This window comes from Streptomyces flavalbus (assembly GCF_042674625.1).
GTDB classification, from domain to species: Bacteria; Actinomycetota; Actinomycetes; order Streptomycetales; family Streptomycetaceae; genus Streptomyces; species Streptomyces flavalbus.
On the sequence record NZ_JBHTEB010000001.1, the window covers coordinates 6,262,620 to 6,280,762 of the forward strand.

Genomic DNA, 18,143 nt, shown 5'->3' on the forward strand with positions numbered 1-18,143 from the left:
AGCGGGGGTGGTTGCCGCGGGCTGGGGGACCACGCGTGGAGGACGGGATGCCGGTCGTTGATCTCTAATTTATACGAAGAAGTGAATTTCAGAGGGTTTCAGGAGAAGCGCTGAGCCCGCACAAGCCGGATGCCTCCCCCGGCCCCGAAGGGCCGAGGGAGGCACCGTGTCACCCAGGTCAGATCAGACCAGGTCAGTCCAGGTCAGCCCAGGTCAGACGCCGACCCGTTCCCCTTCCTCCTCCACCGCCGGAGGCAGGGTCCCCGCCACCGCGTCGGCGGACTCGTCGTGGGTCAGGTCCGGCAGGCGGTGCAGCCACTTCGGCAGGTACCAGTTGCGTTCGCCGAGGAGGGCCATGACCGCCGGGAGCAGGACGCCACGGATGATCGTCGCGTCGATCAGGACCGCCGCGGCGAGGCCCACGCCCATCTGCTTCATGGACTGCATGGACAGCGTCCCGAAGATCGCGAAGACGGCGACCATGATGACGGCGGCGCTGGTGACGACGCCCGCCGTGGTGACCACGCCGTGCGCGATGGCGTCCTTCGTCGTGCGGCCCCGCAGACGTGCCTCACGGATCCGGGAGACCACGAACACGTGGTAGTCCATGGACAGGCCGAACAGGATCACGAAGAGGAACAGTGGCAGCCAGCTCACGATGGCGCCCACACCCTCCGCGCCCACCAGCGACGCGCCCCAGCCGTGCTGGAAGACGGCGACGAGGATGCCGTACGCCGCGCCCACGGAGAGCAGGTTCAGCACGATGGACGTGATCGCGACGGTCAGGGAGCGGAAGGACAGCAGCATCAGCAGGAAGGCGAAGACCACCACGAAGACGAAGACCGGGACGACGGAGCCGACGAGCTGGTCGTTGAAGTCCTTCGAACCGGCGACCTGTCCGGTGATCGGCGCGTCCACCCCGTCGACCCGGCCGAGGGTTGCGGGCCGCACGTCGTCGCGCAGCTTGTCCAGGCTCTCGCCCGCCTTGTCCAGGTCGGAGCCGCCGACCAGCGGGACGTAGACGAAGGCGACGTTCTGCTCCTCGTGCAGCTTGATCTCGACCGGGCCCTGGGAGGCACCCGAACTGACCGCCCGCTCCTGGAAGTCCGCGAGCGCCGACCGCACCTCGGGGGCGTTGATGTCATCGGCCTTGACGATCACCTCGGCGGGGTCGGAGCCGCCGGGGAAGGCGTCGTTGACGCGGTTGTACGTCTGCACGATGGACAGCGAGTCACCGAACTCCTGGTCCAGGGTGAGGTTCTGCGTCTTCATGCCGACCGCGGGCGCGGCGATCGCCAGCAGCGCACCGGCCGCGACGACCACGGCGAGCACCGGACGGGCGAGCACGCCCTTCAGCACGGCGCCCCAGAAACGGCTCTCGCCGCTGGAGCCGGAACCCTTGCGGCTGCGGCGGCGCAGGAACGGGATGCGGCCCTTCTCCACCCGCTCGCCCAGCAGCGACAGCAGCGCGGGCAGCACGGTCACCGAGCCGACCATCGCGACCGCGACGACCATCAGCGAGGCCAGGCCCATCGCCTCGAACTCGGCGAGCCCGGTGAACAACATGCCCGCCATCGCCACGCACACCGTGACACCGGAGACGACGACGGCCCGGCCGCTGGTCGCGGCGGCGATCCGCAGCGCGGTCTGCGCGTCCCGGCCCGCCTCGCGCTCCTCACGCTCACGGCGCAGGTAGAACAGGCAGTAGTCGACGCCGACGGCCAGACCGACCAGCAGCATCACGGAGTTGGCGGTGTCGCTCATCGGCATCACATGGCTGACGATGCCCATCAGACCCATCGTCGCCATGATCGCCGTCACCGCGAGCAGCACCGGCAGCAGCGCCGCCACCAGCGCGCCGAACGCGATCAGGAGGATGCCGAGGGCCACCGGTACGGCGGAGTACTCGGCCTTCTGGAAGTCGTCCCCGAAGGCGTCGTCGAACGTCTTCATCATGCTGGCGCCGCCGATCTCCTCGATCCGCAGCGACGCGTGGTCCTTCTGGACGCCCTCGACGGCCTTCAGCACCGGCTCGACCCGCTCACCCGCGGTGTCCGACTCGCCTCGTATGTCGAACTGCACCAGCGCGCTGCGCCCGTCCGCGGAGATCGTCTGAGTGTCGTACGGCGACTGGATGTCGGTGGCGGCGTCCGTGGCGCCGACCGCCTTGACCACCGCGTCGACCGCGGCGCGGAACTCCGGGTCGGTGGCCTTGACCCCGGCGTCCTTGGCCTGGATCAGCACCGTCTCGCTGGCCGGTTCCTCGATCCCGGCGTCCTCGATGATCTTCGCGGCGGTGTGGGTCTCGCCCTTCAGTTGGTCGCTGTCCTTGACGTCGACCCGGCCCGCCGCCGACCCCAGCCCCATCGCCAGGACGACGAAGAGCACCCAGATGCCCACCGCCGCCCATCGGTGCCGGGCGCTCCAGCCGCCAGCCCGCGCGGCGAACCCCCGCACGCGTGTTTCTCCGTTCCCCATGACGGGATGCCCCTCGTCGCGCGGTGGCAGCCCCCTGCCGCCACCTTTCGCTATTGAAGGTATGGGTCGTATAAAGCCATCTCGTCGTACTGCCTGGTGAAAGCGGGAGGCCCCGCCGTCCTCCCGACGGCCCCCCGGCCCTCCCCTCTGGGGAGGACAACGGCCCCTTACATCTATCCGGCGTCTCGGGGAGTGATCTCGGGGGTAGGGTTCCCGTGACCCCCCACACCAGGGCGGATGTCGTGCCCGCCCCCACGGGGCACGGCGGCCGTCCTAGGGTGTGGGGGTGACCAAGAAGACCTATGCGGCGCTGCTGCGCGGGATCAACGTCGGCGGCAAGAAGGTGCCGATGGCCGAGCTGCGCGGCCTGATGGAGCGCCTCGACGGCTACGACGCCGTACGCACCTACCTCCAGAGCGGCCAGGCCGTCTTCACCGCCGACCACGGCGACGAGGACTCCCTCGCCGCGGAACTCACCGGGGCCGTCGAGGAGCACTTCGGCTTCCGCGTCGACGTCCTCGTCCGCGACCACGCCTACCTCGCGGCGGTCGCCGACGCCTGCCCCTTCCCGGCCGCCGACCTGGAGGCCAGGCAACTCCACGTCACCTACTTCTCGGCCCCCGTCGGCCCCGACCGCTTCGCGGAGATCGACCAGGGCGCCTACCTGCCCGAGGAGTTCCGCCTCGGGGACCGCGCCCTCTACCTCTACGTCCCCGACGGCCTCGGCCGCTCCAAGCTCGCCGAACAACTCGCCAGACCCCGCCTCACCAAGGGCCTCATCGCCACCAGCCGCAACTGGAACACCGTACGCAAGCTGGTGGAGATGACCGCGCCTCCCGCGTGACCGGCCCTCAGGCGCCGATCGCCGCCAGGCCCGGTCGGCGCGCCGCCTCGTACCGCTCCAGCAGCACCCGTGCCACCTCCGGCGCCGGGCCCAGTACGTCGGCGAGGACGTCCGCGTCCGTGGCGCCGCGGGCGATGCGGTCCGGCAGGAAGCCGGGGGCCAGGACGTACGGGGCGACGGCGACGCGGGAGCAGCCCAGCGCCCGCAGTTCCCGTACCGCGTCCTCGGTGCGGGGGAACCCCGCGGGATAACCAGCGGAGGCGAACGCAGGTCGCACGGCGCACCAACCGGTGTGCCGCCACTCCCGCGCGATTGCTGCGATCACCGCGATCGCCTCCGGGTCGGTGGACCCCGCCGAGGCCAGGACGACCCCGGTCGAGGACTTGTCGCCAGGCGTCAGCCCGGCCTCGTACAGCCGCCGCTCCAGCGCGCCCAGGAGCAGCGGTGACGGGCCGAGGACATCGGCCTGACGGATCCGCAATTGTCGTGGCGACTTCTGGAGGACCGCTGGAATGTCGGCCTTGGCGTGGAAGGCCCGCGTCAGCAGCAGCGGCAGGGCTACGACGTCCCGCACGCCCTCGGCCGCCAGGGACTCCAGCACGCCCTGCACGGAGGGGATGTTGAAGTCCAGGAAACCGGTCTCCACCCGCAGTCCGGGCCGCAGCGAGCGCACCCGCCGCACCAGGGCGTGCACGGTCGCGGCGTGCCGGGGATCGCGGCTGCCGTGGGCGATGACGAGGAGGACCGGTGCGTTCATGGGATGTCTCAGCTCCTCACCAGCAGACCACGGCCGCGCAGCACCCGCCGCTCCAGCGGGCTGAAGATCAGCAGGTCGATGGCGATGCCGACGACGAGGATGAGGAGGATGGCGAGGAAGACCATGGACATGCTGCTGTTGTTGCGGCCGTTCTCCAGCAACTGCCCGAGGCCGACGCCGAGGTCGGGCGAGGAGGCGATGATCTCGGCGGCCATCAGGGAGCGCCAGGCGAACGCCCAGCCCTGCTTCAGCCCCGCGACGTAGCCGGGCAGCGCGGCGGGCAGCACGATGTGCCAGGTGCCCTTGAGGCCGGTGGCGCCGAGGGTGCGTCCGGCGCGCAGGTACAGGGGCGGGATCTGGTCGACGCCCGCGACCAGGCCGTTGGCGATGGAGGGGACCGCGCCGAGCAGGATGACGGCGTACATCATCTGGTTGTTCAGGCCGAGCCAGATCACGGCGGGCGGCACCCAGGCGACCGAGGGCAGCGACTGGAGGCCGGACAGCACCGGGCCGATGGCCGCCCGGACGAACCTCACGCGGGCCACCAGCAGGCCGAGCGGGGTGCCGATGGCCAGCGCCATCAGGAAGCCGAGCAGGCCGCGGGAGACGGAGGTCCAGATGTACTCGTGCAGGGTGCCCTGGAGCCAGGCCGTGCGCAGCTCGGCCCACACGTCGGACGGCGCGGGCAGCTTGCTCGGGTCGTCGGCGGCGCCGGAGGTCACCAGGAGCTGCCAGAGGGCCAGCACCAGCAGGACGGCGAGGACCGGCGGCAGCACCTTCCGCACGAGGGTGTCCCGCAGCGGGGTGCGCCGGACCTGGACGGTGTCGAGGGCGTCGAGGCCCGCCTCCAGTCCGGCGAGGTCGTTGCCGTCCCTGGCTGGGGTGGTGTCAGTGCTGGCCATGGCGGCGGATCTCCCCACGGAGTTCTTCGGTGATCGCGGCGGACAGTTCGGCGACGGCGGTGTCCTCGATGCGGCGGGGCTGCGGGATGCCGACGGTCCACTCCCGGGCGACCCGCCCCGGCCGGGACGACAGCAGCACCACGCGCTGCGCCAGCTTCACCGCCTCGCGCACGTTGTGCGTGACGAACAGCACCGACAGTCCCGTCTCGCGCCAGATGCGGGTGAGTTCGTCGTGCAGGACGTCACGGGTGATGGCGTCCAGCGCGGCGAACGGCTCGTCCATGAGGAGGAGCTTGCTGTCCTGGGCGAGGGCGCGGGCCATGGCGACGCGCTGGCGCATCCCGCCGGAGAGTTCGTGGACGCGCTTGCCGTGGGCGCCCTGGAGGCGGACCAGTTCGAGGAGTGCCTCGGCCCGCTCGCGCCGCTCGGCCTTCGGTACGCCGCGCAGTCTGAGGGCGAGTTCGATGTTCTTGCCCGCGGTGAGCCAGGGGAACAGGGCGTGTTCCTGGAACATCAGCGCGGGGCGGCCGTCGGTGGTGATGGTGCCGGTGGTCGGCTTGTCCAGGCCCGCCACGAGGTTGAGCAGGGTGGACTTGCCGCAGCCGGAGGCGCCCAGGAGGGTGACGAACTCGCCCGGGGCGACGTCGAGGGAGATGTCGTCGAGGACGAGCTGCTGCCCGGCCGGGCCCGCGAAGGACTTCGACACGTGGTCGATGCGTGCGGCGGGCTCCACGGACGTGTCCGTGTCGGCGGCCTTGGCGAGGGCGGTTGCCATGGTCGTCACCTCCTGGGTTCTCACGGGGGTTGCGGGGTTACTTGGCGCCGAGTCCGGCGTCGTCGACGGTCGGTTCGCCCTCGGCCTTCAGGACCTTGTTCAGCGGGGCGAGGTCGTAGATGCCGTCGAGGTCGGGCTGTTCGAGGAGTCCGGCCTTGACGGCGTGGTCGGCCTGGGCGTCGAGGGTGGCGGCCAGCGGGTCGTCGAGGAAGGCGATCGACTTCCACGCCGGGTCGAGCACCTCGGCGGGCAGCGCCTTGCCGGTGTCCCGGGCGAGCTGGGCGTTGGCGGCGGCCTTCGCCTCCTCGGGATGGGCGACGATCCACCGGTTCGTCTTCACCGACGCCCGCAGGACGGCCTCCACCGCCTTCGGGTGCTCCTTGAGGAAGCTCTGCGACACGATCACGTTGGTGATCACGAACCTCTTGTCCGGCCACAGGCCGGCCTCGTCGAGCAGCACCTTCGCGCCCTCCGCGACCAGCTTGGACGCGGTCGGCTCCGGCACCCAGGCCCCGTCCACGGACCCGGAGCGGTACAGGTCGGGCGTGACCTTGTTGTCGGAGCGGACCACGGACACGTCGCCCTTGCCGCTCTCCGCGTCGACCTTCCAGCCCTGCTCGGCTATCCAGTTGAGGAAGGCCACGTCCTGGGTGTTGCCGAGCTGCGGGGTGGCGATCCGCTTGCCCTTGACGTCCTTCAGGGAGCGGATCTTCTCCGGGTCGACGACGAGCTTCACGCCACCCGACGCCGACCCCGAGACGATCCGCAGGTTCTTGCCGCCCGCCTTGACGTAGCCGTTGACCGCCGGGGACGGGCCGATCCAGCCGATGTCGACGGAGCCCGAGTTCAGCGCCTCGATCTCCGAGGGACCGGCGTTGAAGGTGGCGTACTCCGCCTCCGTACCGCCCAGCTCCTGCTGGAACAGCCCCTGTTGGCGGCCGACCAGCGCGGTCGCGTGGGTGAGGTTGCCGAAGTAGCCGATCCGCACCGAGTCCAGGCCGTCGACCTTGGCCGCCCCGGCGACGGCGCCCTCGGTGTCCTCCACGGCCTGGGAGCCGTAGCCGCAGGCGGCGGCGAGCGCCAGCAGCGGCAGCACGGCCAGCACCGCGAGGGCGCGACGCAGGGCGGGGGTGGCAGGCACGGGAGGTGTTCCTCTCGGTGGCCCGGCTGTCACGCCCCTGCGAGGAGGCCGTGGCCGGGGGATCGGCGGCGGTACGGGATGCGGGGAGCGGCGCCCTCGGGTGGGCGTCCCCCCGAACAGAGTTCGGGGTTCATGCTCAGAAGTCCCACCCGTCGTCCTCGCCGTCGTCCTTGACGGGCTCCGGGGAGGCGAAGGACTCACCGACCATTCCGGCGGTGAGGGTGGTGCCGTCGCTGGGGTCGATCAGGATGAACGAGCCCGTGCGCCGCGAGTCGGCGTAGGAGTCGACCGGCAGCGGCTCGGCGGTACGGATCTTCACCCGGCCGATGTCGTTGGCGACCAGGTGCCCCGGGTGCGGGTGCAGCGACAGGTCGTCCAGGGTGAGCCGGGACGGGATGTCCTTGACGATCGCCTTCACCGTGCGGGTGCCGTGCTTGATCAGCACCCGGTGCCCCACCGTCAGCGGCTGGTCGGCCACGTGGCACACCGTCGCCTCGACGTCCTGCGTGGTGGCGGGCGCGTCCTTCGTCGGCACGATCAGGTCGCCGCGGGAGATGTCGATGTCGTCCTCCAGGAGGAGGGTCACCGACTGCGGCGTCCAGGCGGCGTCGACCGGCTGGCCGAGCAGGTCGATCCCGCTGACCTTCGTCGTCCGGCCGGACGGCAGCACCGTCACCGGGTCACCGACCCGGAAGGTGCCCGCCGCGATCTGACCGGCGTAGCCGCGGTAGTCGGGGTGCTCGGCGGTCTGCGGGCGGATCACGTACTGCACGGGCAGCCGCGCGTGGCAGTGCGCCAGGTCATGGGCGACCGGCACGGTCTCCAGGTGCTCCAGGACGGTCGGACCGGCGTACCAGTCCATGACCGCCGACGGCTCCACCACGTTGTCCCCGGCCAGCGCCGAGATCGGGATCGCGGTGACCTCGGGCACGCCCAGTTCGAGCGCGTACGCCGTGAACTCCTCGGCGATCGCGGCGAACACGGACTCCTCGTACCCCACGAGGTCCATCTTGTTCACGGCGAGCACGACGTGCGGCACCCGCAGCAGCGCGGCGATCGCGGCATGACGGCGGGTCTGCTCGACGACACCGTTGCGGGCGTCGACGAGGATCACCGTCAGCTCGGCCGTGGACGCGCCGGTGACCATGTTCCGGGTGTACTGCACGTGCCCGGGGGTGTCGGCGAGGATGAACCGCCGCTTCGGCGTGGCGAAGTACCGGTACGCGACGTCGATGGTGATGCCCTGCTCGCGCTCGGCCCGCAGCCCGTCCGTCAGCAGCGCGAGGTCAGGGGCCTCCTGCCCGCGCGAGGCGGACGCCCGCTCCACGGCCTCCAACTGGTCCACCAGGACCGACTTGGAGTCGTGCAGCAGCCGCCCGACGAGCGTGGACTTGCCGTCGTCGACGGAACCGGCGGTGGCGAACCGCAGCAGGGTGGTGGCCGAGAGTTCCTCGGACGTGATCGTGCTCATGCTTAGAAGTACCCCTCGCGCTTGCGGTCTTCCATCGCGGCCTCGGACAGCTTGTCGTCCGCCCGGGTCGCGCCCCGCTCGGTGAGGCGGGAGGCGGCGATCTCGGCGATCACCTTCTCGATCGTGTCGGCGTCGGAGTCGACGGCGCCGGTGCAGGACATGTCCCCGACCGTGCGGTAGCGCACCTGCCGCTTCTCCACCGTCTCGGACGCCTTCGGCCCGCCCCACTCACCGGCGGTCAGCCACATGCCGTCGCGCTGGAACACCTCACGCTCGTGCGCGTAGTAGATCTCCGGCAGTTCGATGCCCTCGCGGGCGATGTACTGCCAGACGTCCAGCTCGGTCCAGTTGGACAGCGGGAAGACGCGGACGTGCTCGCCGGGCGCGTGGCGGCCGTTGTAGAGGTTCCACAGCTCGGGCCGCTGACGGCGGGGGTCCCACTGCGAGAACTCGTCCCGCAGGCTGAACACCCGCTCCTTCGCGCGCGCCTTCTCCTCGTCCCGACGCCCGCCGCCGAAGACGGCGTCGAACTTCTCCGCCTGGATCTTCTCGGTGAGCGGGAGGGTCTGGAGCGGGTTACGGGTCCCGTCCGGCCGCTCCTTCAACACCCCCCGGTCGATGTAGTCCTGCACGGAGGCGACGTGCAGCCGCAGCCCGTGCCGCTCGACGGTCCGGTCGCGGTAGTCGAGGACCTCGGGGAAGTTGTGCCCCGTGTCGACGTGCAGCAGGGAGAACGGCACCGGCGCGGGCGCGAACGCCTTGAGCGCCAGGTGCAGCATGACGATGGAGTCCTTGCCGCCGGAGAACAGGATCACCGGCTTCTCGAACTCACCCGCCACCTCACGGAAGATGTGGACCGCCTCGGACTCCAGCGCGTCCAGGTGGGAGAGGGCGTACGGGGTCTGCGTACTCTGCGTACCCTCGCCCTCGTCGAGCTTGGCGGCGGTCGTCATGCCAGTCCCCTTTCGCTGAGCAGGGCGTACACGGACGCCGCGGACTCCCGCACGGTCTGGTGCTGCGACTCGATGCGCAGGTCGGGCGCTTCGGGCTCCTCGTACGGGTCGTCTACCCCCGTCAGCCCGCTCAGTTCGCCCGCGGCCTGCTTGGCGTACAGGCCCTTGACGTCCCGCTCGCTGCACACCTCCACCGGGGTGGCGACGTGTACCTCGACGTACGGCGTGCCGTTGACGTCGTGGCGCTTGCGCACGGCGTCGCGGCTGTCGGCGTACGGCGCGATCACCGGAACGAGGGCCTTGACGCCGTTGCGGGCGAGCAGTTCGGCGACGAAGCCGATGCGCTGCACGTTGGTGTGCCGGTCCTCGCGGCTGAAGCCGAGGCCCGCCGAGATGAACTCGCGGATCTCGTCGCCGTCGAGCACCTCGACGAGGTGGCCCTCCTCGCGCAGTCGGGCCGCCAGCTCGTACGCGATGGTGGTCTTGCCCGCGCTCGGCAGACCCGTGAGCCAGACGGTGGCTCCGGTGGTCACGTGGTTCTCCTGATGGGTCTCGGGGATCGGGTGGGGGGCATTGTTCCCCTGCGCGGTGTTCGCCGTCATCCGTGCAGCCCGCACTCGGTCTTGGCCCGGCCAGCCCAGCGGCCCGCGCGCGCGTCCTCGCCCGCGAGGGTGCGGCGGGTGCAGGGGGCGCAGCCGACGGACGCGTAGCCGTCCATCAGCAGCGGGTTGGTGAGGACGCCGTGCTCGGCGACGTAGGCGTCCACGTCGTCCTGGGTCCAGCGGGCGATGGGGGAGATCTTCACCTTCTGGCGCTTCTCGTCCCAGCCGACGACCGGGGTGTTCGCCCGGGTCTCCGACTCGTCGCGGCGCAGCCCGGTCGCCCAGGCGAGGTAGCCCTTCAGCCCTTCCTCCAGCGGCTTGACCTTGCGCAGGAAGCAGCACAGGTCGGGGTCGCGGTCGTGCAGCTTCGGGCCGTACTCGGCGTCCTGTTCGGCGACCGTCTGGCGGGGGGTGAGGGTGATGACGTTGACGTCCATCACGGCCTCGACCGCGTCGCGGGTGCCGATGGTCTCCTCGAAGTGGTAGCCGGTGTCGAGGAACACCACGTCGACGCCGGGCATGGCCCGCGAGGCGAGGTGGGCGACGACGGCGTCCTCCATGGAGGAGGTCACGCAGAAGCGCCTGCCGAAGGTGTCCGCGGCCCACTGGAGGATCTCCAGCGCGGAGGCGTCCTCCAGGTCGCGGCCCGCCTGCTCGGCGAGCGCCTTCAGATCGTCGGTCGTACGTTCTTCCTGAGCCGTCGTCGTCATATGTCGTCGTCCCCCTGAGTGGTCTGGTGCCGCAGGCCCCTGGCCAGCAGGCCGAGGAACTTGAGCTGGAAGGCGCGGTTGCAGGACGCGCACTCCCAGGCGCCGTGGCCCTGTTCGCCGGGCCGCAGGTCCTCGTCGCCGCAGTAGGGGCAGTAGAAGGGGGCCGCCCGCTCGCTCATGACAGGGACTCCTCGGACGCGCGGGCCACCCAGGTGGCGAACCGCTCGCCCTCCTCGCGCTCCGCCTGGAAGCGCTTGAGGACCCGTTCCACGTAGTCGGGCAGCTCGTCGGAGGTGACCTTCAGGCCGCGCACCTTGCGGCCGAACCCGGCCTCCAGGCCGAGCGCGCCGCCGAGGTGCACCTGGTAGCCCTCGACCTGCTCGCCCTGGTCGTTGAGGACGAGCTGGCCCTTGAGACCGATGTCCGCGACCTGGATGCGGGCGCAGGCGTTGGGGCAGCCGTTGAGGTTGATGGTGAGGGGCTCGTCGAAGTCGGGGATCCGGCGCTCCAGTTCGTCGATGAGCTGGGCGCCGCGCGCCTTGGTCTCGACGATGGCGAGCTTGCAGTACTCGATGCCGGTGCAGGCCATCGTGCCGCGCCGGAACGCGGACGGCCGGGCGGTGAGGTCGAGGGCCTCCAGCGCCTCCACGAGGGAGTCGACGCGGTCCTCCTCGACGTCGAGCACGATCATCTTCTGCTCGACGGTGGTGCGCAGCCGTCCCGAGCCGTGCGCCTCCGCCAGTTCGGCGATCTTGGTGAGGGTGGCGCCGTCGACGCGGCCGACGCGCGGGGCGAAGCCGACGTAGAAGCGGCCGTCGCGCTGCCGGTGCACGCCGACGTGGTCGCGCCAGCGCTCCACGGGCTGCGCGGGGGCGGGTCCGTCGACGAGCTGGCGCTTGAGGTACTCGTCCTCCAGGACCTGCCGGAACTTCTCCGGGCCCCAGTCGGCGACGAGGAACTTCAGGCGGGCGCGGTTGCGCAGCCGCCGGTAGCCGTAGTCGCGGAAGATGGAGATGACGCCCTCGAAGACGTCCGCGACCTCGTCCAGCGGCACCCAGGCGCCGAGCCGGACACCGATCTTGGGGTTGGTGGACAGTCCGCCGCCGACCCACAGGTCGAAGCCGGGGCCGTGCTCGGGGTGGACGACACCGACGAAGGCCACGTCGTTGATCTCGTGGGCCACGTCGAGCAGCGGCGAGCCGGAGATCGCGGACTTGAACTTGCGGGGCAGGTTCGAGAACGCCTTGTTGCCGATGATCCGGCGCTGGATCTCCTCGACCGCCGGGGAGCCGTCGATGATCTCGTCCGCGGCGATGCCCGCGACCGGGGAGCCGAGGATCACGCGGGGCGTGTCGCCGCACGCCTCGGTGGTGGACAGGCCGACGGCCTCAAGCCGGTTCCAGATCTCGGGGACGTCCTCGATCCGGATCCAGTGGTACTGGATGTTCTGCCGGTCGGTGATGTCGGCGGTGCCGCGGGCGAACTCCTGGGAGATCTCGCCGATGACGCGGAGCTGCTCGGTGGTGAGACGGCCGCCGTCGATGCGGACCCGCATCATGAAGTACTCGTCGTCCAGCTCCTCCGGCTCCAGGACGGCCGTCTTGCCGCCGTCGATGCCGGGCTTGCGCTGGGTGTACAGGCCCCACCAGCGCATCCTGCCGCGCAGGTCGTTGGGGTCGATCGAGTCGAAGCCACGCTTGGAGTAGATCGTCTCAATGCGTGTCCGCACATTGAGACCGTCGTCGTCCTTCTTGAACTGTTCGTTGCCGTTGAGCGGGGTGAAGTGACCCACGGCCCACTGACCCTCGCCGCGGTGACGGCTCACCTTGCGGCGGGGAGTCGCGGCGGCAGGGTTCTGCGGGGTGGCGGCCATGGTGGATACGTCCTTCGGGACAGGCGGAAATCGGCTCAGACCTGCGCATACGGGCGCGTGCGTGCGTGCCCTGCGCTACGTTGCGCGGGGAGGCTGGAAGCGAGGGTGTCGGCGGTGCTGCGGGCGGTCAGCTCGCCGGACAGATGGCGCTGGACATGCGGCCGAGATCGACGTGACGTCGACTCACCAAGGCGATTCCAGTTCCAGACATGACGGCAGCGTGTCATGGCGATCTGGACACAGTCCAGCTTCGTCCGCGATGTGGACATACTTGTCTCGCCTGACGAGACAAGTATGTCCTTCGTCACATGGCGCGTCCGCGCCCTTGTCGGCGCAGGTCAGCCGGGGTAGGCGCCCGGCCACGGGCCGGGGGAGGCGATCTGCGGCTCCTCCGCCACCGTGGTGTCGAACAGCTTGAAGCCCCGCCGCTGGTAGTTGGCCATGGCGTGCTCACCGTCCTTGCTGCACGTGTGCAGCCACACCCGCTTGGTCGCCGCGAGACCCGGCCAGCGGTCCGCGAGGTCCCAGGCGCGGGCGGTGGCGTACGACAGCAGGTGGCCGCCGATCCGCCGTCCGCGGAAGGCCGGAACCAGCCCGAAATAGACGATCTTCACGACCCCGTCGTCCTGCGGCTCCAGCTCCACGTACCCGGCCGGAGTGCCCCGGTCGTAGGCGACCCAGGTCTCCACGCCCGGCCGGGCCAGGTACTCCTGCCACCGGGCGTGGCTCCAGCCGAGCCGGTCCACCCAGCGGATGTCCTGTCCCACGGACGCGTACAGGAAGCGGCTGAACTCCGGGGAGGGCACCTCGGCGCGGACGATCCGCACCTCGCCCTCGGGCGCGGCGGCGGGCAGCAGGTCGCCCGGGGCGGTCTGCTCCAGGGACCAGGTGGTCACGGGGATGTTCGTCATGCCGGAAAGGGAACCATCTCCTCCGGCGGGCTGTCGATCCGCCCCAGTGACCTACTCCAGGGAGCCGTCGATCGTGCTCAGCGGCAGCGCGAACAGCGTCCGCCCCGACTGCGACCACACCTCGCCGGTCTCCTCCCACAGCGACAGCGACTCCGCCGACCCGCTCCAGCACAGGTACGTCTCGTCCGCGCCGCACCGCGCGGTGCGGGTGCCGTCGGTGTCCTGCCGCCACAGGGAGCCGTGGCCCGCGCGCCCGTCGCTGGCCCGCGCCAGGTACCAGCGGGACCGCACCGTCCCCGGCGCGCGGTGCGCGAGCACGCCCCGCACCCCGGTCATCCGGGTCACGTAGGCGGCGTCCACGGCGGCCGTGCCGTCGGGCGCGGTGGCGAGCAGCCCGGTGCGCGCCGGGTCACCGCTGAAGGGGTACCGCCACAGCCCCGTGGGCCGGTCGCCGTCCGCCGCGACCGGACCGCTGGCGACCAGGCCGTGCGGCGCGGTGCTGCGGTCCAGGGAGACGGCCGTGAACCGCGCCCCGTCCGGGTCGCCGGTCAGCCGGTACGAGCCCACCGCGGGCAGCACATAGCGGTCGCCGTCCGCCGCGAACCCGCCGGGGACCCGGCCGACCGCGCCGGAGTCCACGTCGGCGCGCTGGATGCGGTCGAGGTCGCAGACGTACAGCGCGCGCCCGCCGTCCGCGGTGACCAGCAGCTTGTCCTCGTACCAGACCAGACCGGAGACGTCGGAGCCGAGCGCGCGGTAGTCGCGCCCGCCGTCGACCGGCACGACCAGCAGCGCCCAGGTGTACGCCAGCCGGTCCGGGTCGCCCGCGTCGACGAAGGCCACCCGGGCCCGCTCGGTGCCGTGCGCCGGACCGGTCCAGCCGGAGAGGATCACCCGGTTCGCGCCCCAGCGGCCGTCCGCGTCGGCGTCCCCCGAGGTGGTGACCGCACCGGCCCGCGCCGCCCGGGTGTCGTCGGCGCGCCAGCAGTACGCGCGCGTGGCCGCCGGTTCCACGGGCAGCTCCGCGCGCTCCCCGGAGGCGCAGTCGTCCCCGGCGCCCAGGGTGCGGTCGGCGTCCGCGAGGACCGTGCCGACGCCGACCGGGTCGCCCATCGACGCGGCGAGCCGGTCCAGGGAGCGGCGCGGCACCAGGTCCTCGGTCAGCCGCAGCGGGCCGGTGTCGGCGGCGGAGGTGAGCGGCTTCAGGGCGCCCGGGTCGTCGGCGACCGTGGCCTGCGAGGTGCTGATCAGGGTGGCCACGGCGGTCAGCGCGAACGCGGTTCCGGCCAGCGCCGCCCGCAGCGCCCGGCCCCGCCTGCGCCTGCGGTGTCTGCCGCGATACGTCATTCGTCCTCCCGCCGTGCCAACTGCGCCTGCCGGTTCCTGCGTTGAACGAGACGCGGATGGGGTGACCCTCAGGGATGCTACGGCAGGCAGGGGCGGCACCGGACGAAGACCTCACAAATCACAGGAACGCCCCCGTACGAGGCGCCCCTTCGCCTGCCTCCGGCTCACGCGCGTGCGGTCCGGGCGCGCAGCACCGCCGGTGCCGTCGACCGCGGCAGCAGGTCGCCGGGCGCGTCGGGCAGCCGCAGTTCGACGTGGGCCGGGTCGCGGAAGCGGTACGGCCGGTGGGCCAGGACGCCCCCGAGGTAGCGCCGTACCCGGGACATCTCCGCGCGGGCCGTCACCGTGCGGGCCGGGTCCCCGAACAGGTCGGCGGCGAGCTGCGCCGCGCTGCGCCCGTCCGGGTGTTCGGCCAGCACGAACAGCAATTCGGCGTGCCGGGGGCTCAGTTCATGGGTCCAGGTGCCCGTGCCGTCGGACACCGTCACCGTCCAGCGCCGCGGCCGGGACAGGTCGAGCACCACCCGCGCCGCCGCCGACGGCTCCGGCTCGTCCACCGGCCGCACCAGCCACCCCCCGGCCAGCGGCTCCACCGCGCACCCCCCGAGCGCGGGCAGCGCGCACCGGCCCGGCGCCAACTCCCGCGGCAGCGCCACCCGTCGCGGGTACGGCATCCCCGTCACCGCCGCCGTCCAGCCGTCCCGGTCCACCACCAGCGCCCGCCCCGCGAGCCGCGCCAGCACCGGCGCGCCCACCGCCCGCAGCCGCTCAAGCGACGCCAGGTGCAGCTCCCGCAGCCGCGCCTCGGCCAGCTTGGCCACCGACGTCACCCAGGCCAGCGTCGCCGGGTGCATCGTCTCCATCGGCCCGCTCACGTCCACCACGCCGAGCATCCGCCCGTTGCGCGGATCGACGATCGGCGCACCGGCGCACGTCCACGACGTCTGCGACCGCACGAAGTGCTCGGCGGCGAACACCTGCACGGGCCGCCCCACCACCGCCGGGGTGCCCACGCCGTTGGTGCCGACGACGCTCTCCCGCCAGTCCGCGCCGAGCAGGAACCCCAGCGCGTCCGCCTTGCGCAGCACCGCCGGGCTGCCCTCGCGCCACAGCACCCGGCCGTCCACGTCCGCGATCACCATGATGTGGTGGGCGGCGTCCGCGACCGACACCAGCCCCTCCCGCAGCACCGGCAGCACCGTCCGCAACGGCGACCGGGCCCGCCGCCGCCGTATCTCCGCCGCGTCGAGCAGACCGGACCGGAAGTCGTGCTCGGGGTCGAGACCGACGCGCAGCACGCGGTCCCAGGACTCCGCGATGACCGGGCGGGGCGCCACCCGCGCGCGCCGCCCCGCCAGCGCGGCCTCCCGCACCTCGCTGAGCATCCGGGCCGCGCGCGCCGTGTCGGCGGCGGCGAATCGCTCCACGTACAACGGCGGGTTGGCCACGACGGTCCTCCGGCGGTCGGGGGTCAGCGGGGTGCGAGGGGGGTGGGGTACGAGTGTGCGGTGCGGGTCTCATCCTGGCCGCCCCGGCGCAGCGGAGGGGCACAGTCCGGTCACAGACGCCACCAAGTTGCAACCCCTTGCAACCCTGGATAACAGGCCAACACTGCTTGAAACTTGAGCAACGTCGCCCGTGCGGCGTCCGCGGCCTGCTAGGGCCTGCTGGGGCGGGGGTGGTGCCGTGTCGGCGCAGCACCACCCCCGCGCGCCGCCCACGGCACGGTTCACGCCACCGGGCGCGCCCGCTCCACCAGCGCCGCCAGGTCCAGCGTGTGCGGCAGCGTCCCGAACGACGCGCCCCAGTCGCCGCCCAGCCGCGAGGCGCAGAACGCGTCGGCGACCTCCGGCGGCGCGAACCGCACCAGCAGCGACCCCTGGAGCACCAGCGCCAGCCGCTCCACCAGCCGCCGCGCCCGCGCCTCCACGCCCTCAAGATCGGCGAGTTCGGTCAGCAGGTTCTTGATCGCCGCGTCCAGCCGGTGGTCCGCGCCCCGCGCGAGACCGATCTCCCCAAGGCACGCGTCCAGCGCCTCCGGCTCCCGCTGGAGCGCCCGCAGGACGTCCAGCGCCTGGATGTTGCCCGCGCCCTCCCACACCGAGTTCAGCGGCGACTCCCGCACCAGCCGCGGCAGCCCCGACTCCTCGACGTACCCGTTGCCGCCCAGGCACTCCGCGGCCTCCACCGCGACCGGCGCGCACCGCTTGGTCACCCAGTACTTCGCGGCCGGGACCGCCAGCCTGAGCAGCGCCCGGTCCTGCTCGGTGCCGCCGTCGTACGCCGCCGCCAGCCGCAGCGCCAGCGTGGTCGCCGCCTCCGACTCCAGCGCCAGGTCGGCCAGCACGTTGCGCATCAGCGGCTTGTCGGCCAGCCTCCCGCCGAACGCCTCCCGGTACGAGCAGTGGTGCACCGCCTGCGCCACGGCCTGCCGCATCAGCCCCGCCGAGCCCAGCACGCAGTCGAGGCGGGTCGCCGCGACCATCCCGATGATGGTCCGCACCCCGCGCCCCTCCGCGCCCACCCGGCGCGCCCAGGTCCCGTCGAACTCGACCTCGGCGGAGGCGTTGGACCGGTTGCCCAGCTTTTCCTTGAGCCGCTGGATCAGGAACGTGTTGCGGGAGCCGTCCGGCAGCACCCGCGGCACCAGGAAGCAGGTGATGCCCTCCGGCGCCCGCGCCAGCACCAGGAACCCGTCCGACATCGGCGCCGAGCAGAACCACTTGTGCCCGGTCAGCTCATAGGCGCCGTCCTCGGCGAGGGGCCGCGCGGCCGTCGTGTTGGCGCGGACGTCGCTGCCGCCCTGCTTCTCCGTCATGCCCATCCCGAACAGCGCCCCCGCCTTCAGGTGGGCGGGCCGCAGCCCACGGTCGTACACCGTGGACGTCAGCCGCGGCTCCCACTCGGCGGCCAGCTCCGGGTCGGCGCGCAGCGCGGGCACCGCCGCGTGGGTCATCGACAGGGGGCAGCCGTTGCCCGCCTCGACCTGCGTCCACACCACGAACGCCGCCGCCCGCCGCACATGCCCCCCGGGACGCGCCCAGGCGGACGTCAGCCCCGCCGAGACGCCCTTGCCGAGCAGCCGGTGCCAGGACGGGTGGAACTCGACCTCGTCGATCCGCTCGCCGTACCGGTCGTGGGTGCGCAGCTCCGGCGGGTTCGCGTTCGCCAGCACCCCCCACTCCTGCACCTGCGCCGACCCGGAGGTCCGCCCGAGGGCGGCCAGCTCGGCGCGCGCCTCGTCCAGCGCGGCCGGGTCGACGTGCCGTTCCACCGCCGCCACCAGCGCCCGGTCGGCGCTGTAGACGTCGTACCCGACGAGCGGTGGGGGCTGGTTGGTCACGGTGTGGGTGGTGCGTGCCATGTTCCGCAACCTACC

The 18,143-nt window shown here is 72.1% G+C and carries 17 protein-coding genes; 1 reads left to right on the forward strand and 16 read right to left on the reverse strand.

All coding sequences use genetic code 11. The annotated features are described in order from the left end of the window. Nucleotides 1-213: 213 nt before the first annotated feature. On the reverse strand, nt 214-2,478 hold the full coding sequence (locus ACFQZ6_RS28045) for an MMPL family transporter (protein ID WP_381614247.1): 2,265 nt from the start codon (nt 2,476-2,478) through the stop codon (nt 214-216). 286 nt (nt 2,479-2,764) lie between these two features. Here ACFQZ6_RS28045 and ACFQZ6_RS28050 point away from each other — a divergent pair, with 286 nt between their 5' ends. Further along, nucleotides 2,765-3,322 (forward strand): DUF1697 domain-containing protein, encoded by a 558-nt coding sequence (locus ACFQZ6_RS28050; RefSeq protein WP_381614250.1) that lies wholly within the window; start codon nt 2,765-2,767, stop codon nt 3,320-3,322. A 7-nt stretch (nt 3,323-3,329) separates the two neighbouring features. On the opposite strand, the gene ACFQZ6_RS28055 is transcribed toward ACFQZ6_RS28050, so the two are convergent. The 15 genes from ACFQZ6_RS28055 to ACFQZ6_RS28125 form a co-directional block, all read right to left on the reverse strand. Next, entirely contained in the window at nt 3,330-4,079 is a 750-nt protein-coding gene (locus ACFQZ6_RS28055) for a sirohydrochlorin chelatase (RefSeq protein ID WP_381614253.1), read from the reverse strand. 8 nt (nt 4,080-4,087) lie between these two features. Then, on the reverse strand, nt 4,088-4,981 hold the full coding sequence (locus ACFQZ6_RS28060) for an ABC transporter permease (protein WP_381614256.1): 894 nt from the start codon (nt 4,979-4,981) through the stop codon (nt 4,088-4,090). After that, nucleotides 4,968-5,756 (reverse strand): ABC transporter ATP-binding protein, encoded by a 789-nt coding sequence (locus ACFQZ6_RS28065; protein WP_381614259.1) that lies wholly within the window; start codon nt 5,754-5,756, stop codon nt 4,968-4,970. The genes ACFQZ6_RS28060 and ACFQZ6_RS28065 overlap by 14 nt, the downstream gene beginning before the upstream one ends. 37 nt (nt 5,757-5,793) lie before the next feature. Then, nucleotides 5,794-6,897: an aliphatic sulfonate ABC transporter substrate-binding protein gene (locus tag ACFQZ6_RS28070; RefSeq protein ID WP_381614262.1), complete on the reverse strand. Its 1,104-nt coding sequence runs from the start codon at nt 6,895-6,897 to the stop codon at nt 5,794-5,796. A gap of 136 nt (nt 6,898-7,033) precedes the next feature. After that, nucleotides 7,034-8,368, reverse strand: coding sequence for a sulfate adenylyltransferase subunit 1 (locus ACFQZ6_RS28075; RefSeq protein WP_381614265.1), 1,335 nt, complete (start codon nt 8,366-8,368; stop codon nt 7,034-7,036). Between the two features lie 2 nt (nt 8,369-8,370). After that, on the reverse strand, nt 8,371-9,321 hold the full coding sequence (cysD, locus tag ACFQZ6_RS28080; protein ID WP_381614268.1) for a sulfate adenylyltransferase subunit CysD: 951 nt from the start codon (nt 9,319-9,321) through the stop codon (nt 8,371-8,373). After that, nucleotides 9,318-9,854, reverse strand: a complete 537-nt coding sequence (gene cysC / locus ACFQZ6_RS28085) for an adenylyl-sulfate kinase (protein WP_381614271.1) — start codon at nt 9,852-9,854, stop codon at nt 9,318-9,320. Before cysC ends, cysD begins: the two co-directional genes overlap by 4 nt. A 65-nt stretch (nt 9,855-9,919) precedes the next feature. Beyond that, nucleotides 9,920-10,633, reverse strand: a complete 714-nt coding sequence (locus ACFQZ6_RS28090; protein WP_381614274.1) for a phosphoadenylyl-sulfate reductase — start codon at nt 10,631-10,633, stop codon at nt 9,920-9,922. After that, entirely contained in the window at nt 10,630-10,812 is a 183-nt protein-coding gene (locus tag ACFQZ6_RS28095) for a hypothetical protein (protein ID WP_381614277.1), read from the reverse strand. Before ACFQZ6_RS28095 ends, ACFQZ6_RS28090 begins: the two co-directional genes overlap by 4 nt. Then, nucleotides 10,809-12,506: a nitrite/sulfite reductase gene (locus ACFQZ6_RS28100; RefSeq protein WP_381614280.1), complete on the reverse strand. Its 1,698-nt coding sequence runs from the start codon at nt 12,504-12,506 to the stop codon at nt 10,809-10,811. Before ACFQZ6_RS28100 ends, ACFQZ6_RS28095 begins: the two co-directional genes overlap by 4 nt. Before the next feature lie 127 nt (nt 12,507-12,633). Continuing rightward, nucleotides 12,634-12,717, reverse strand: a complete 84-nt coding sequence (locus ACFQZ6_RS28105; RefSeq protein WP_309486338.1) for a putative leader peptide — start codon at nt 12,715-12,717, stop codon at nt 12,634-12,636. Between the two features lie 127 nt (nt 12,718-12,844). Beyond that, entirely contained in the window at nt 12,845-13,417 is a 573-nt protein-coding gene (locus tag ACFQZ6_RS28110; protein ID WP_381614283.1) for a GNAT family N-acetyltransferase, read from the reverse strand. Nucleotides 13,418-13,468: 51 nt separating this feature from the next. Then, entirely contained in the window at nt 13,469-14,764 is a 1,296-nt protein-coding gene (locus tag ACFQZ6_RS28115) for a hypothetical protein (RefSeq protein ID WP_381614287.1), read from the reverse strand. Nucleotides 14,765-14,928: 164 nt separating this feature from the next. Next, the gene (locus ACFQZ6_RS28120) at nt 14,929-16,212 is read right to left on the reverse strand and encodes a GAF domain-containing protein (protein WP_381614290.1); all 1,284 of its coding nucleotides are present in this window, start codon (nt 16,210-16,212) and stop codon (nt 14,929-14,931) included. Between the two features lie 281 nt (nt 16,213-16,493). Further along, a complete protein-coding gene (locus ACFQZ6_RS28125) occupies nt 16,494-18,128 on the reverse strand; it encodes an acyl-CoA dehydrogenase family protein (RefSeq protein WP_381614293.1) in 1,635 nt (544 codons plus the stop codon). Nucleotides 18,129-18,143: the final 15 nt, after the last annotated feature.